This window comes from Streptomyces sp. NPDC047079 (assembly GCF_040643755.1).
Classification (GTDB): Bacteria; Actinomycetota; Actinomycetes; order Streptomycetales; family Streptomycetaceae; genus Streptomyces.
Genome location: NZ_JBEYUZ010000007.1, coordinates 177,626 through 190,617 on the forward strand (window position 1 = coordinate 177,626; position 12,992 = coordinate 190,617).

13 protein-coding genes are annotated in these 12,992 nt (G+C 70.8%); 8 read left to right on the forward strand and 5 right to left on the reverse strand.

The features are described from left to right. Positions 1–49: 49 nt before the first annotated feature. The 4 genes from ABZ823_RS12990 to ABZ823_RS13005 all read left to right on the forward strand — a co-directional run bounded on the left by ABZ823_RS12990 (position 50) and on the right by ABZ823_RS13005 (position 4,244). Positions 50–1,582: an aldehyde dehydrogenase (NADP(+)) gene (locus ABZ823_RS12990; protein WP_361657954.1), complete on the forward strand. Its 1,533-nt coding sequence runs from the start codon at positions 50–52 to the stop codon at positions 1,580–1,582. 40 nt (positions 1,583–1,622) lie between these two features. Continuing rightward, positions 1,623–2,231 carry a DUF1349 domain-containing protein gene (locus tag ABZ823_RS12995; RefSeq protein WP_361657956.1) on the forward strand — a complete coding sequence of 203 codons (609 nt, stop codon included), beginning with the start codon at positions 1,623–1,625 and terminating at the stop codon, positions 2,229–2,231. Positions 2,232–2,378: 147 nt separating this feature from the next. After that, positions 2,379–3,095: a DsbA family oxidoreductase gene (locus tag ABZ823_RS13000; protein ID WP_361657959.1), complete on the forward strand. Its 717-nt coding sequence runs from the start codon at positions 2,379–2,381 to the stop codon at positions 3,093–3,095. Positions 3,096–3,194: 99 nt separating this feature from the next. Continuing rightward, complete coding sequence (locus ABZ823_RS13005) at positions 3,195–4,244, forward strand: aminotransferase class V-fold PLP-dependent enzyme (protein WP_361657962.1); 1,050 nt, start codon at positions 3,195–3,197, stop codon at positions 4,242–4,244. A 69-nt stretch (positions 4,245–4,313) separates the two neighbouring features. Here ABZ823_RS13005 and thpD read toward each other — a convergent pair whose 3' ends face one another. From thpD to ABZ823_RS13030, 5 genes are all read right to left on the reverse strand, one after another. Further along, a complete protein-coding gene (thpD, locus tag ABZ823_RS13010; protein WP_361657965.1) occupies positions 4,314–5,210 on the reverse strand; it encodes an ectoine hydroxylase in 897 nt (298 codons plus the stop codon). Between the two features lies 1 nt (position 5,211). Next, positions 5,212–5,610, reverse strand: coding sequence for an ectoine synthase (locus ABZ823_RS13015; protein ID WP_361657968.1), 399 nt, complete (start codon positions 5,608–5,610; stop codon positions 5,212–5,214). Positions 5,611–5,630: 20 nt separating this feature from the next. Next, a complete protein-coding gene (gene ectB, locus ABZ823_RS13020; protein WP_361657970.1) occupies positions 5,631–6,902 on the reverse strand; it encodes a diaminobutyrate--2-oxoglutarate transaminase in 1,272 nt (423 codons plus the stop codon). Between the two features lie 94 nt (positions 6,903–6,996). Continuing rightward, positions 6,997–7,539: a diaminobutyrate acetyltransferase gene (ectA, locus tag ABZ823_RS13025; RefSeq protein ID WP_361657973.1), complete on the reverse strand. Its 543-nt coding sequence runs from the start codon at positions 7,537–7,539 to the stop codon at positions 6,997–6,999. A gap of 423 nt (positions 7,540–7,962) precedes the next feature. Further along, positions 7,963–9,090 carry an aminotransferase class V-fold PLP-dependent enzyme gene (locus ABZ823_RS13030; protein ID WP_361657976.1) on the reverse strand — a complete coding sequence of 376 codons (1,128 nt, stop codon included), beginning with the start codon at positions 9,088–9,090 and terminating at the stop codon, positions 7,963–7,965. A gap of 161 nt (positions 9,091–9,251) precedes the next feature. On the opposite strand from ABZ823_RS13030, the gene ABZ823_RS13035 reads away from it, so the two are divergent. Genes ABZ823_RS13035 through ABZ823_RS13050 form a run of 4 tightly spaced genes read left to right on the forward strand, consistent with a single transcriptional unit; the run spans position 9,252 to position 12,847 of the window. Next, positions 9,252–10,103: a transporter substrate-binding domain-containing protein gene (locus tag ABZ823_RS13035; RefSeq protein WP_361657979.1), complete on the forward strand. Its 852-nt coding sequence runs from the start codon at positions 9,252–9,254 to the stop codon at positions 10,101–10,103. Then, positions 10,100–10,945 carry an amino acid ABC transporter permease gene (locus tag ABZ823_RS13040; protein WP_361657982.1) on the forward strand — a complete coding sequence of 282 codons (846 nt, stop codon included), beginning with the start codon at positions 10,100–10,102 and terminating at the stop codon, positions 10,943–10,945. Before ABZ823_RS13035 ends, ABZ823_RS13040 begins: the two co-directional genes overlap by 4 nt. After that, positions 10,942–11,733 carry an amino acid ABC transporter ATP-binding protein gene (locus tag ABZ823_RS13045; protein WP_361657985.1) on the forward strand — a complete coding sequence of 264 codons (792 nt, stop codon included), beginning with the start codon at positions 10,942–10,944 and terminating at the stop codon, positions 11,731–11,733. Before ABZ823_RS13040 ends, ABZ823_RS13045 begins: the two co-directional genes overlap by 4 nt. Positions 11,734–11,755: 22 nt before the next feature. Next, positions 11,756–12,847, forward strand: a complete 1,092-nt coding sequence (locus ABZ823_RS13050; RefSeq protein WP_361657988.1) for an amidohydrolase family protein — start codon at positions 11,756–11,758, stop codon at positions 12,845–12,847. Positions 12,848–12,992: the final 145 nt, after the last annotated feature.

The window sequence follows — 12,992 nt, forward strand, 5'->3', positions numbered from 1 at the left end:
CGCTGATGAGTGACGGACGAACGCGGTACGACGTCTGGAGGGACCCGCGGTGGCAGCAGCAGCACCAGTCTGGAGTGTCGACCCCCGTACCGGGAAGCAGCGTGAACAGGTTGCGGTGGAGGCCTCGGCCCAGGCGGTGGACGCCACCGTCCGGGCGGCCCACGCCGCACGGGGAGCCCTCGCGGACCGCACGGTCCGCTCCGCCTTCCTGCGCACCGCCGCCGACCGGCTCCAGGCCGCGGGGGACCGGCTCGTCGAGACCGCCGACGCCGAGACCGCGCTGGGCCCGGTCCGCCTCACCGGCGAACTCGCCCGTACCTGCTACCAGTTGCGGGCCTTCGCGGACATCGTCGACGAGGGCGGCTTCCTCGACGTGATCATCAACCACCCCGACGACACGGCGACCCCGCCGATCCCCGACCTGCGCCGCTACAAGGTCCCCCTCGGCGTCGTCGCCGTCTACTCCGCCTCCAACTTCCCCTTCGCCTTCTCGGTCGCCGGCGGGGACACCGCGAGCGCGCTGGCGGCCGGCTGCCCGGTGGTCGTCAAGGCCCACCCGGACCACCCCGCCCTGTCCGAGCAGGTCGCGAGGACGCTGCGCGAGGCCGCCGACGAACACGGCATCCCCGAGGGCGTCATCGGGCTCGTCCACGGCTTCGAGGCGGGCGTCGAGCTGGTCAGGCACCCGCTGGTCGCGGCGGCCGGGTTCACCGGTTCCGTACGCGGCGGCCGTGCGCTCTTCGACGCGGCGGCCGTGCGCCCCGTGCCGATCCCCTTCCACGGCGAGCTGGGCTCGCTCAACCCGGTCGTGGTCACCGAGGCGGCGGCCGCCGAGCGCGCCGAGGCGATCGGGACGGGGCTCGCGGGCTCCATGACGCTCGGCGTCGGGCAGTTCTGTGTGAAGCCCGGCCTGGTCCTCGCCCCCGCGGGCGCGGCGGGCGACCGGCTCGTGAAGTCCCTGACGGACGCCGTCGGCGACGTCGAGGGAGGGGTCCTGCTGGACCACCGCATGCGCGACAACTTCCTCGCCGGGGTCGCCGAGCGTGCCGTACTCCCGGACGTGGAGTCCCCGGTGACGCCGGGCGCGGACGGCGAGCACACGGTGAGCCCGGGCTTCCTGACCGTCCCGGCCGGGAAGCTGACCGCCGAGGGTGCGTACGACCTGCTGCTCGAGGAGTGCTTCGGTCCGGTCACGGTGGTGGCCCGGTACGAGGACGAGACCCAGGCGAACGCCGTGCTGTCCCGGCTTCCCGGCAACCTCACGGCCACCGTGCACCTGTCCACCGAGGAGGCCGCCGGCGAGGGCCGCGGCGCGGAGATCCTCGCGGAGCTGACCCCGCTCGCGGGCCGCGTCCTCGTGAACGGCTGGCCCACGGGGGTGGCGGTGGCACCCGCCCAGCACCACGGCGGTCCCTACCCGGCGACGACCTCCACCTCCACATCGGTCGGCGGCACGGCCATCGAGCGGTGGATGCGGCCCGTCGTCTACCAGGGCGCCCCCGAAGCCCTGCTTCCGCCTGAGCTGCGGGACGACAACCCGCTGGGGCTGCCGCGACGGTTCAACGGGCGCCTGGAACGCTGAGGCGCCCCTCCGGCGGGGCCGGGCCTGGGAGACTGACCGCATGGACCTCGAACTTCCCGAACTCCCTTTCCCGCTCCGCACGTACGGGCCCGACGGCCACTGGTCCTACGAGGACGGGGTGCTCACCGGCTGGGCGGGCGCCCGGCAGGACCGTTTCGTGCCGCCCACCGGTGAGGGGCTGGACCCGGCCTCCGACGCGCCCCGGCTCCTCGGCGCGCCCGAAGGCGACTTCCAGCTCGTCGCCCGGGTCACGGTCGGCTTCGGGGCGTCCTTCGACGCGGGTGTGCTGTATGTGCACGTGGGGGAGCGGTCCTGGGCGAAGCTGTGCCTTGAGTACTCGCCGGACGTGCCGACCGTCTGCACCGTGGTCACCCGGGGCCACTCCGACGACGCGAACTCCTTCACGGTGGACGGCAGTTCGGTCTGGCTTCGGGTCAGCCGAACCGGCCGGGCGTTCGCCTTCCACGCGTCCCGGGACGGGAAGCTGTGGACGTTCGTCCGTCTGTTCACCCTGGCCGACGAGAAGGAGACGGATGCGGCCCTGGTGGGCTTCATGACGCAGTCGCCGCTGGGGGAGGGGTGCGTGGTCACGTACGACCACATCGAGTTCAGGCCGAGCTGGCCCGCCGAGCTGCGCGACGGCAGCTGACAGGGACGTCGCCCGGGCGGGAGTGGAACCGGAAAGCAGTCGGCATCGAGCGGCCGGCCCCCGGGGAATGAAACCGGCCGCTTGAATGTTCACGTACGGCGCGGAGGGAGGCTCCGCGCCCGTACGGACTGGAGAGAAGCCGAACACATGCGCGTCGAGATCTGGAGCGACATCGCCTGCCCCTGGTGCTACGTCGGCAAGGCCCGCTTCGAGAAGGCGCTCGGGGCCTTCCCGCACCGGGACGAGGTCGAGGTGGTGCACCGCTCCTTCGAGCTGGACCCGCACCGCGCCAAGGGCGACGTCCAGCCGGTTCTGACGATGCTGTCCAAGAAGTACGGGATGAGCGAGGCGCAGGCGCAGGCCGGCGAGAACAACCTGGGGGCGCAGGCCGCCGCCGAGGGCCTGGACTACCGCACCACCGGCCGCGACCACGGCAACACCTTCGACATGCACCGCCTGCTGCACCTCGCCAAGGAGCGGGGCAGGCAGGACGAGCTGATCCAGATCCTCTACCGGGCGAACTTCGCCGAGGAGCGTTCCGTCTTCTCGGAGGGCGACGAGCGGCTGGTGGAGCTGGCCGTGGAGGCCGGACTCGACGCCGAGGAAGCCCGTGAGGTGCTCGCCGACCCCACCGCGTACGCCGACGCCGTGCGCGCCGACGAGCGCGAGGCCGCCGAGCTGGGCGCGAACGGCGTGCCGTTCTTCGTCCTGGACCGCACGTACGGCGTCTCCGGTGCCCAGCCCGCCGAGGTCTTCACCCAGGCGCTGACGCAGGCGTGGGGCGAGCGCTCCCCGCTGCGGCTGGTCGACGACGGCGGAGCGGAGGCCTGCGGACCGGACGGCTGCGCGGTTCCGCAGAACTGAGCAAAGACGCAGGTCACCGCGGTTGTATAAGGGTTCCTTAGCGGTACCGCGCAAGAATCCGCAATGGACTGTGACCTCATGGGGCCGCACAGTGGTCCCATGGAGACCTTCGAGACCCTCGTCCGTGCCGAGTTCGCCCCGAAGAACACCTATCTGAACACCGCGAGCACCGGGCTGCTGCCGGCCCGCACCGTGCAGGCCATGCGGACCGCCCTGGAGTCGGCGGCCGCCGGGCAGCCGACCGACATGTTCGCGGACGTCGAGGCCGCCCGGGCCTCCTTCGCCCGGCTCGCCGGGATCCCCGTCCCCCGGGTGGCGGCAGGGGCCTCGGTCGCCGTCTACACCGGGCTGATCGCCGCCTCGCTGCCCGAGGGGGCCGAGGTGGTCACCGCCGAGGGCGACTTCAGCTCCGTGGTGAACCCCTTCCACGTCCGTCGCGATCTGAAGGTGCGCAGCGTCCCTCTGGAGCAGGTCGCCGAGGCGGTGCGGCCCGGAACGGCGCTGGTCGCCGTCAGCGCGGCGCAGTCGGCGGACGGCCGGATCGCCGACCTGCCCGCGATCCGCGCCGCGGCGCACGAGCACGGAGCGCGTACGTACATCGACGCGTCGCAGGCCGCCGGCTGGCTGGACCTCGACGCGGACGCGTACGACTACGTCGCCGCCGTCGCCTTCAAGTGGCTGCTGTGCCCGCGGGGCGTGGCCTTCCTGACCGTCCCGGAGGACCTCGGCGGACTCAGCCCGGTGTTCGCCGGCTGGGTCGCCGGAGAGCGGCCCTGGGACAGCTGCTACGGCCCGGTCGAGGAACTCGCCCACTCGGCCCGGCGTTTCGACGAGAGCCCCGCCCTCTTCTCCTACGCCGGCGCCCGCTGTTCCCTCGAACTCCTCGAGGAACTCGGCGTGGACACCGTACGGGCCCATGACCTGGCTCTCGCCGGGCGGTTCCGCGCCGGACTGCGATCGCTGGGCCACGAGCCTCTCCCGGCGCCGGACTCCCCGATCGTCTCCGTGCCCGGACTCGGCCCACGGCAGGGCGAGTTGAGCGGGTCGGGCATCGAGGTCTCCGACCGCGCGGGCAATCTGCGGGCCGCCTTCCACCTGTACAACACGCCCGAGGACGTGGACCGGCTGCTGGAGGCGCTGGCCGGATGACGAACGGGCCGGGGCCTTTCGTCCCACACGAGAAGGCCCCGGCCCGCGGTCCTACGGGGTCACGCCGGCTCAGCGCACCGGCGTGAAGTCCCTCGCCCCGATGAACTCCGGCCGCCGCACCGGTGCCGCGAACGGCTCCACCGCCGCGTTCTCCACGCTGTTGAACACGATGAAGACGTTGCTCCGCGGGAACGGGGTGATGTTGTCCCCCGAGCCGTGCATGCAGTTGCAGTCGAACCAGGTCGCCGAACCGGCCTTCCCCGTGAACAGCTTGACGCCGTACAGGCTCGCCATCTCGGTCAGCGCCTCGTCGGACGGCGTGCCCGCGTCCTGCATCTGGAGCGACTTCTTGTAGTTGTCCTTCGGCGTGGCCCCGGCGCACCCCAGGAACGTCCTGTGCGAACCCGGCATGATCATGAGCCCGCCGTTGGTGTCGTGATTCTCGGTCAGCGCGATCGAGACGGACACCGTCCGCATGTTCGGCAGGCCGTCCTCGGCGTGCCAGGTCTCGAAGTCGGAGTGCCAGTAGAAGCCGCTGGCCCCGAAGCCCGGCTTGACGTTGATCCGCGACTGGTGCACATACACGTCCGAGCCGAGGATCTGCCGCGCCCGGCCGACGACGCGCTCGTCGCGGACCAGCCTCGCGAACACCTCACTGATCTTGTGGACCTCGAAGACGGACCGGATCTCCTTCGACTTCGGCTCCACGATCGACCGTTCGTCGGCGCGGATCGCCGGGTCGGCGACGAGCCGGTCCAGCTCACGGCGGTAGACCTCTACCTCGTCAGGGGTGATCAGCTGGTCGACGGCGAGGAAGCCGTCACGCTCGTACGCCTGGAGATCGGCGGTCGCGATCGGTCCGGGCGTGTCGGGGGAGCCCCAGACGACCGGGTCCTGACGGGGGACGGACACCTCGGTGGTGCCGCGGCTGGGGTACAGGTCGGTGACGGTGGTCGTCACGGTCACTTCACACCTCCTCGGTCAGCAGCGGGTAGACGCCGTTCTCGTCGTGGTCCTCCCGTCCGGTCACCGGCGGATTGAACACGCAGATGCAGCGGAAGTCCTCCTTGACGCGCAGCGTGTGCCGCTCGTGCCCGTCGAGGAGGTACATGGTGCCGGGGGTGATCGAGTACGTCTTCCCGGTCTCCTGGTCGGTGAGCTCGGCCTCACCCTCGACACAGACGACGGCCTCGATGTGGTTGGCGTACCACATCGACGTCTCGGTCCCGGCGTACAGGACCGTCTCGTGGAGCGAGAAGCCGACCCGCTCCTTGGCGAGGACGATCCGTTTGCTCTCCCAGGTCCCGGACGCCGCCTTCACGTGCCGGTCGGTGCCTTCGATGTCCTTGAACGAGCGAACGATCACGGTGGTGTTCCTCCTCCTTGTCAGACGGTTTCCCGGACGGCTCGGGCGAGGGTGCGCAGGCCCTCGTCCAGTTCGTCCGGAGTGACGGTGAGGGCGGGCAGCAGCTTGACGACCTCACTCTCGGGGCCCGAGGTCTCCACGAGGAGCCCGAGATCGAAGGCGCGGCGGGCGACCCGCCCGGCACGCTCCTTGTCGTGGAACTCCAGGCCCCACACCAGTCCGCGCCCGCGGTATTCCTTGACGTCGGCGAGGTTCTCCTCGGTGATGGAGATCAGTCCCTGCTCGACCTGCTCGCCGCGGGCCCGGGTCTGCTTCTCCATGGCGGACCCGTCGGCCCAGTACGTCTCCAGAGCGGCGGTGGCCGTGACGAACGCGGGGTTGTTCCCGCGGAACGTGCCGTTGTGCTCGCCCGGCTCCCAGACGTCCAGTTCGGGCTTGAGCAGGCACAGCGACATCGGCAGCCCGTAGCCGCTGATGGACTTGGACACGGTGACGATGTCCGGCACGATCCCGGCCTCCTCGAAGGAGAAGAAGGCGCCGGTACGGCCGCAGCCCATCTGGATGTCGTCGACGATCAGCAGCATGTCACGGCGCGCGCACAGGTCGGCGAGTCCCCGCAGCCACTCGGCGCGGGCGACGTTGATGCCGCCCTCACCCTGCACGGTCTCCACGATCACGGCGGCGGGCTGGTTGAGCCCCGACCCCTGGTCCTCGAGCAGCCGCTCGAACCACAGGAAGTCGGGGACCCGGCCGTCCAGGTAGTGGTCGAACGGCATGGGCGTCCCGTGCACGAGCGGGATCCCGGCCCCGGCGCGCTTGAAGGCGTTGCCGGTGACGGCGAGCGAGCCCAGGGACATCCCGTGGAAGGCGTTGGTGAAGGACACGATGGCCTCGCGCCCCTTCACCTTGCGGGCCAGCTTGAGGGCGGACTCGACGGCGTTGGTGCCCGTCGGCCCCGGGAACATGACCTTGTACGGCAGGTCGCGGGGCCGCAGCACCAGATCCTGGAACGTCTGGAGGAACGACCGTTTGGCGCCGGTCGACATGTCGAGGCCGTGGGTGACGCCGTCCCGCTCCAGATAGTCGATCAACGCCCGTTTCAGCACGGGGTTGTTGTGGCCGTAGTTGAGGGAACCCGCGCCGGCGAAGAAGTCCAGGTACTCGTGGCCGTCCTCGTCGTACATGCGGCTGCCCTGGGCGCGGTCGAAGACGGTGGGCCAGCCGCGGCAGTAGCTGCGCACCTCCGACTCCAGGGTCTCGAAGACGCTGAGGTCCGGCTGGGTGATGGTCACGGCGAAATCGCTCCTCGTGCGTGTGGGGAGTGGGTCCGGGGAGTACAGGCGGGGCGGAAGGGCCTCGTGGGGGGAGGGGGATGTCGTGGGGGAGTCAGACGGAAAGAGGGCCGATGCGGTAGAGGACCTCGGGGTCGTGCGGTCCGTCGGGGAACTGGCCCGTCTCGAAGAGGATCTCCCTCTCGACGGCCGCGCCGTGGCGCCGGGCGTACGACATGAACAGGCGCTCGGAGGCGGTGTTGCCCGGGGTGATGGTCGTCTCGATCGCGGTGACCCCGTGCTCGTCCGCGACCCGTGCCGTCAGTCCGTCGAGCAGCCGCGCCGCGAGACCGCGCCCGCGCTGGTCGGCGTCCACGGCCACCTGCCACACCAGGAGAGTGCGCGGGCGGTCGGGCCGGAGATAGGCGGTGACGAAACCGACGGGCCGACCGTCGGGTCCGCTGCGTGCCACGGCCGAGGTGCCGGCGAAGTCACGGCACCACAGCAGATAGCTGTAGGAGGAGTTCAGGTCGAGCTTTCCGGAGTCCTTGGCGATGCGCCAGAGCGCGGCCCCGTCCGCCACCTCCGGACGGTCGATCCGCAGCCCTTCCGGCATTTCCAGGAATTCCGCTTGCAGGTCTGCTTGTGCGGCGGTCATGTCGTTGGAACTTACCCAGCAGAATTGAAAATTGCATCGCCGTGCGGGGTTACGGGTGGACGATGCGTGTGTTATCGCGCGGGCGCGAGCGTGCACGCGACATCGGGTGCGGTAACGCCGAAAATGCCCGGAAAATACCGGGCAAAAAGGGCAGAGTGTGGAGTCGGTCACACCCTCGTGATCCACACGAGATCTGCTCGAATTACACCGCCCGACGTTCGCAGAATCTTTGCGTTTAGCCTGCGGAAGATCGGGCAGAAGAATGTGGGATTCTATCCTTGAGTTAATTCGATAATGCCGTGTAAAAGTTCCGGATGCAATGCCGGTATTCAATGTGGGCGGGGGTGATCACGGCGTGCCGCATCGTGGCGCACCCGAGGGCCGCGCCGGGAGGCGGGGCCCACGGCCCGTCACGGCGTGCCGTCAGCCCCGCGGCCACGCCGCGGCGGCCGCCTGCCGGGCCGCCGCCGGGTCCACCTGGGCCCCGCACTCGCGCAGCGCGGTCCCGAGTGCCGTCAGGCTCGCCTGCACGACCTCGAGCGTGGCGTCGGGGCCGTAGTGGTTGACCCGGACCATCTCCCGCGCCAGCGCACCCCCGCCCGCGGCCAGCGGCAGGGCGGTACCCGTCTTCAGCGCCGCGGCGACCAGCTCCGCCGCGTTGACACCCGACGGGGTCCGCAGGGTCGTGGCGACCGGAGCCGCCTCCGCGGCCTTGTGCACATACGGCTCCAGGCCGCCGCCCAGGGCCAGCGCCCCCGCCCGCGTCGCCGCGGCGGCGGACCGGTGCCGGGCCGTCACGGCGTCCAGGCGCTCAGCCTCGATCCGCTGCACGCACGCCTCCAGGGCCAGCATCTCCAGCTGGGCCGGTGCGTGCAGCAGGGCCGTGCGGCCGCCGTCGATCCAGCGCTCCTTCCAGTCGAGGAGCGACAGATAGGAGCGGCGTGGCGCCCTCGGGTTCGCCGCCATCCGCGCCCACGCCCGCTCGCTCACCGACACCGCCGACACACCCGCCGGCCCGCCCAGGGCCTTCTGCGCCCCGATCACGCACAGGTCCACGCCCCATGCGTCCGGCAGCACCGGTTCCGCGCCGATGGACGCGACGGCGTCCAGATAGAACAGCGCGCCGTGCTCCCGCACCACCGCGCCGATCTCCGGGACCGGGTTGGTGTTGCCGGTCGCCGCCTCGGCGTGCACCAGCGACACGAAGTCGATCTCCGGGTGCTCGGCGAGGGCCTCGCGGATCTGCGCCGCCGTGACCGCCGTGTGGAACGGCACGGCCAGGTCGTACACGCTCGCCCCGCACTCCCGCAGCCAGTTGCCGAAGGTCTGCCCATAGGGTCCGGTGATCACGTTCAGTGCCGTCGTGCCGGGCCCGGCGCACCCGCGGATCGCGCCCTCCAGCGGCAGCAGTGCCTCACCCTGCATGATCACAACGTCCTGCTCGGTGGACAGCAGCCGTGCCACGCGGTCCTCGATCGAGGCGAAGCGGGCGGCACTCAGCGGGGGGAGGTCGAGGAAGGGGTGCGTCACGGCGGTGCTCTCTTCGGTCACGGGATCGACGAAGTCGAGGGTAACCGCCGGGTGTTTCACCCTTTCGACCGCTTGGTTCTTAGGTTGGATGGCCGTCGAGCCATCGGATTAATTTGAGGGACTCAAACTTCTCCTTATAATCGGATCCCGCACATCTCCCCACCCCCACAGAGAGGTCCCCCGTGAAGACGCTCCTCGGGCGCCGGGCCCGCACCCTGGCCGCCATCACCGCGACGGCCGGTGCCGTGTTCGTGGCCGGCTGCACCTCGAGCGGCAGCGGCGGCAGCGCCGGCAAGACGGCAGCCGGCGGGGTCGACCTCGTCAAGGCGGGCCAGCTCACCACCTGCACGCACCTGCCCTATCCGCCCTTCCAGTCGGAGATCCACGGCAAGGTGCAGGGCTTCGACGTCTCGCTGGTCGACCTGGTCGCCAAGGACCTCGGGGTGAAGCAGCAGATCCTCGACACCCCCTTCGAGAACTTCAAGACCGGGGCGTTCCTCAACTCCGGCGAGTGCGACCTGGCCGCGGCCGGCATGACCATCACCCCCGAGCGCAAGAAGAACGTCGACTTCTCCGACCCGTACTTCGACGCCACCCAGGCCGTCCTGGTCGACAAGAAGAGCGGCGTCGACTCGCTGGCCGGTCTGAAGGCCAAGGGCAAGAAGCTCGGCGCCCAGGCCCAGACCACCGGCGAGGACTACGCCAAGAAGCAGGGCTTCGACCCGATCTCCTTCGAGTCCTCCGACGCCGTCCTCAACGGCCTGCGCACCGGCCAGGTGCAGGCGGTCATCATCGACTTCCCGGTCGTCCAGGGCTGGCTCAAGGACAAGGCCAACGCGAACGCCTTCAAGGTGGTCGACAACCTCAGCACCGGCGAGCAGTACGGCTTCACGGTGAAGAAGGGCAACACCAAGCTCCTCGCCGCCGTCAACAAGGCGATCGCGGACGCCAAGGCCGACGGCACGTACAAGAAGCTGTACGAGCAGTGGATCGGCCCGTACGACGCCTCCGTCGCCTCGCCCTCGGCCTCATGAGCGACCCCACGGACGTGGCCGGTCCCGCCGTCGCACCGCGCAGGAAGGGCCTGACCCGGCGCCGCCGGCGCCGGCTCTCGCGCGGCGCCCAGTACACCGTCTTCGTGGCCGCCGTGATCGCCCTGGCGGTCTCGGCGGACTGGGGGCGCCTGGGCAACCAGTTCGCGCAGACGGACATCGCCCGGCAGATGTTCCCGGACGTCATCACCCTGGCGCTCAAGAACACCGTGCTGTACACCCTGTCCGGCTTTGTCGTCGGCCTGGTTCTCGGCATGGTCGTCGCGCTGATGCGGCTGTCGTCCGTGGGCCCCTACCGCTGGGTCGCCGGCATCTACATCGAGATCTTCCGCGGCCTGCCCGCCCTGCTGATCTTCATCTTCGTCGGGGTCGCCGTACCGCTGGCCTTCCCCGGGACGGAGATCGTCGGCGGCACCTACGGCAAGGTGGCCCTCGCGCTCGGCCTGGTGTCGGCCGCGTACATGGCGGAGACCATCCGCGCGGGCATCCAGGCCGTGCCCAAGGGCCAGATGGAGGCGGCCCGTTCGCTGGGCTTCTCGCCCGCCCGGGCCATGGTCTCGATCATCGTTCCGCAGGCGTTCCGGATCATCCTCCCGCCGCTCACCAACGAGCTGGTCCTGCTCTTCAAGGACTCCTCGCTGGTGCTGTTCCTCGGCGTCACCCTGGAGGAGCGCGAACTGTCCAAGTTCGGTCGCGACCTGGCCAGCCAGACCGCGAACTCCACGCCGATCCTGGTCGCCGGCCTGTGCTACCTGCTGGTCACGATCCCGCTCGGCTTCGTCGTGCGCCGTATGGAGGCCAAGGCCCAGGAGGCCGTCAAGTGAGCCGTACCCCAGAGATCCGGATCCAGGACCTGCACAAGTCCTTCGGCGACAACGAGGTGCTGCGGGGCATCGACCTGGAGATCGGCCAGGGCGAGGTGGTCTGTGTCATCGGCCCGTCGGGCTCCGGCAAGTCCACCCTGCTGCGCTGTGTGAACCTCCTGGAGGAGCCCACCGGGGGGCAGGTCTTCGTCGGCGGCACCGAGCTGACCGACCCCGACGTGGACATCGACGCCGCACGCCGCCGTATCGGCATGGTCTTCCAGCAGTTCAACCTCTTCCCGCACCTCACGGTGACCGAGAACCTCACCCTGCCGCAGCGCCGTGTCCTCAAGCGGGACAAGGCACAGGCCGCCCGGACCGCCGCCGAGAACCTGCGGCGCGTGGGCCTGGCCGAGAAGGCGGACGCCTACCCCTCCTCCCTCTCCGGCGGCCAGCAGCAGCGCGTGGCGATCGCCCGCGCGCTCGCCATGGGCCCCGAGGTGATGCTCTTCGACGAGCCGACCTCCGCGCTCGACCCCGAGCTGGTGGGCGACGTCCTCGCCGTGATGCGGATGCTCGCCGACGAGGGCATGACGATGATGGTCGTCACCCACGAGATGAGCTTCGCGCGGGAGGTCGCCGACCGGGTCGTCTTCATGGACGGCGGCGTGGTCGTCGAGGACGGCACCCCCGGCCAGGTCATCGGCAATCCCCGCCACGAGCGCACCCGGCACTTCCTCTCCCGGCTCCTCGACCCCGCGATGGCCGAGGTGGAGGAGGTATCCGACCGGGCGGGCAAGAGCGAGTAGCCGGCGGACTAGGGTGCGGTACATGAGCGATCACGCGGTGCTGCACGTGAAGGGACGGGTGCTCGTCGGACCGGAGGAGGTCCGGGACGGGCTGTGGGTGGTCGACGGCCGGATCTCCTACGACCGGCCGGCCGGGGCCCGGGACGTCCGTACCGTCGAGGGCTGGGCCCTGCCCGGCCTCGTCGACGCGCACTGTCATGTCGGCCTCGACACCCACGGACCGGTCTCCGAGGACGTCGCCGAGAAACAGGCGCTGACCGACCGGGACGCCGGCACCCTGCTGATCCGGGACGCGGGCTCCCCCTCCGACACCCGCTGGATCGACGACCGCGACGACCTGCCCAGGATCATCCGGGCCGGCCGGCACATCGCGCGCACCCGCCGCTACATCCGCAACTACGCCTGGGAGATCGAACCCGAGGATCTGGTCGCGTACGTCGCCCAGGAGGCCCGGCGCGGCGACGGCTGGGTCAAGCTCGTCGGCGACTGGATCGACCGGGAGGCCGGGGACCTGTCCGCCTGCTGGCCGCGCGAGGCGGTCCAGGCGGCGATCGCGGAGGCCCACCGGCTGGGGGCGCGGGTCACCGCGCACTGTTTCGCCGAGGACTCGCTGCGCGACCTCGTCGAGGCGGGCATCGACTGCATCGAGCACGCGACGGGCCTCACGCAGGAGACGATCCCGCTGTTCGCGGAGCGGGGCGTGGCGATCGTCCCGACCCTCGTGAACATCGCGACCTTCCCCACGCTCGCACGCGGCGGGGAGTCGAAGTACCCGCGGTGGTCGGCGCACATGCGACGGCTGCACGAGCGGCGGTACGACACCGTGCGCGCCGCGTACGACGCCGGAATCCCGGTGTACGTCGGCACCGACGCGGGCGGTTCCCTGGCGCACGGGCTGGTGGCGGGCGAGGTGGCCGAGCTGGTCACCGCGGGCATCCCGCCGGTCCGGGCCCTGTCCGCGACCACGTGGGGCGCCCGGCAGTGGCTCGGGCGGCCCGGCCTGCAGGAGGGTGCGCCCGCGGACCTCGTGGTGTACGAGACGGATCCACGCGCGGACGTCCGGGTGCTGGCGGCGCCGCGGCGGGTGGTGCTGAACGGGCGGATCGTGGGGTAGGTGCGACGACCGCGCCCCGCTCGCGCCCCCGGTGTGGGGGATGTCCCGGAGGCGAACGGGAACAGACGTGCCGCGGGTTTCGAAAAGACGGGCGAAAGATCCCCGATGGGGTGAAGCCGTGCCGTATCGCTGACGGTGCGTTCCC

Excerpts from the sequence above, each read along its gene's own strand:
- ABZ823_RS13040 (WP_361657982.1), top strand. The coding sequence starts at position 10,100 with ATGAGCGACCCCACGGACGTGGCCGGTCCCGCCGTCGCACCGCGCAGG.
- ABZ823_RS13050 (WP_361657988.1), top strand. The coding sequence starts at position 11,756 with ATGAGCGATCACGCGGTGCTGCACGTGAAGGGACGGGTGCTCGTCGGA.
- ABZ823_RS13000 (WP_361657959.1), top strand. The coding sequence starts at position 2,379 with ATGCGCGTCGAGATCTGGAGCGACATCGCCTGCCCCTGGTGCTACGTC.
- ectA (WP_361657973.1), bottom strand. The coding sequence starts at position 7,539 with ATGACCGCCGCACAAGCAGACCTGCAAGCGGAATTCCTGGAAATGCCG.
- ABZ823_RS12995 (WP_361657956.1), top strand. The coding sequence starts at position 1,623 with ATGGACCTCGAACTTCCCGAACTCCCTTTCCCGCTCCGCACGTACGGG.
- ABZ823_RS13005 (WP_361657962.1), top strand. The coding sequence starts at position 3,195 with ATGGAGACCTTCGAGACCCTCGTCCGTGCCGAGTTCGCCCCGAAGAAC.